Below are 1,309 nucleotides of genomic sequence, written 5' to 3'. Positions count from 1 at the left end.
TGAATCGTCCTGAAATAAGTTGACAGATTTAACAAGGTCCCGGTTTGTTTAGGCAGGCCGGGATTTTTTCTTGGTGCACCTGCTGGGGCGTCTTCATTTTCAGGGCCAGATGCGGTCTGTGGGCGTTGTAAAGTTCCACGGCCTGCTTGAGCAAGAGCTCTACCTGTTTGAGGCTATCCAGCGTGTTGCCCAGGCCGAACTCCTCCTTGAGGGTGCGGTTCATGCGCTCGGCCAGGGCGTTCTCATAAGGATCCGAGTCTTGGGTCATGCTCATGCGCAGGCCCCTTTCTGTGGCCAGGCCCACGTAGTGGCGGGAGCAGTACTGCAGTCCCCGGTCCGAGTGATGGATCGTGTCGGCCGTAGTCTGTTTAGCGCTCAGGGCCATTACAAGGGCACGGCCCATGCTCACCGCCTCCATGTCTGCCGCTGCCGTGTAGCCCATGATCCGCCGGCTGAAAGCATCGGTAACCAGGTTCACATAACAGGTGCCCTGCCGGGTCCTGACATAGGTGATGTCGCTGGCCCATACCTGCTCGGGGGCCGTGAGCGGCAGCCCCTTGACCAGGTTGGGGTACTTACGCAAGTGATGGCGCGACATGGTCGTCTGCACATAGCGCCTCTTAGGGCCAATGAGCAGGTCGAACTCCCGCATCAGGCAAAACAGCTTATCGCGGCCCAGCTTGATGCCCTTTGCCTGCAGTTGCGGCCCGAGCTTGAAGTGCAGCTTGCGGGTGCCAAGCCGTGGCAGCAGCTTGCGCTGCTCACAGACCAGTGCCTTTACCTGCTGCTCTACAAGCTGCCTGGTGGCCTCTTGCCTCTGCAGCTTGTAGAGGTACTGCCGGCTGTAGCCCAGGCTCTGGGCTACTTGCTTTCGGGTGGTTCTTCCTGCCCCTTTGGCCGGAAAGCTTGCTGCGAGAGGGGCAAACACTTTTTTCGGATGCTAGTGCCGAACTGCTCGTCGGCCATGTCGATGGCCCGGTTGAGGATCACCTTCTCCTGCTCAAGGCGTTTGATCCTGGCTTCCAGTTCCTGTATCCTGCTGCGGGGCGGCTGCTTGGCTTTCATGGGCGTTTTGCTTTTCCAGTCTAACTGCCCGTGTTTACGCAGCCACACCAAAACAGTCGAGCGGCCCTGGATGCCGTACCTGGCCTGGGCCTGCTTGTAGGTCAACAGCCCTTTCTCAACCTGGTCCACAACTGACAACTTGAAGGCCAGGCTGTAGTCCTTTTGGCTCTTCCTCAAAAAGCCACTCTTGCTCGTCTCTTGCATATAAGTCAACTTTTGTGTCAACTCATTTCAGGACGGTACA

2 protein-coding genes are annotated in these 1,309 nt (G+C 57.8%); both read right to left on the bottom strand.

The genetic code is table 11. The features are described 5' to 3' along the window. Positions 1-28 precede the first annotated feature (28 nt). Entirely contained in the window at positions 29-928 is a 900-nt protein-coding gene (locus tag IEV97_RS19980; protein ID WP_188503261.1) for an IS3 family transposase, read from the bottom strand. Then, positions 862-1,269, bottom strand: coding sequence for a hypothetical protein (locus IEV97_RS19975; protein ID WP_188503260.1), 408 nt, complete (start codon positions 1,267-1,269; stop codon positions 862-864). The genes IEV97_RS19980 and IEV97_RS19975 overlap by 67 nt, the downstream gene beginning before the upstream one ends. Positions 1,270-1,309 lie beyond the last annotated feature (40 nt).

The sequence above is a fragment of the Pontibacter amylolyticus genome, from assembly GCF_014638845.1.
Lineage (GTDB): Bacteria > Bacteroidota > Bacteroidia > Cytophagales > Hymenobacteraceae > Pontibacter > Pontibacter amylolyticus.
This window is presented reverse-complemented; position numbering and strand designations above follow the sequence as displayed.

Coding starts and splice junctions, on each gene's coding strand:
- IEV97_RS19975 (WP_188503260.1), bottom strand. CDS start 1,269: ATGCAAGAGACGAGCAAGAGTGGCTTTTTGAGGAAGAGCCAAAAGGAC.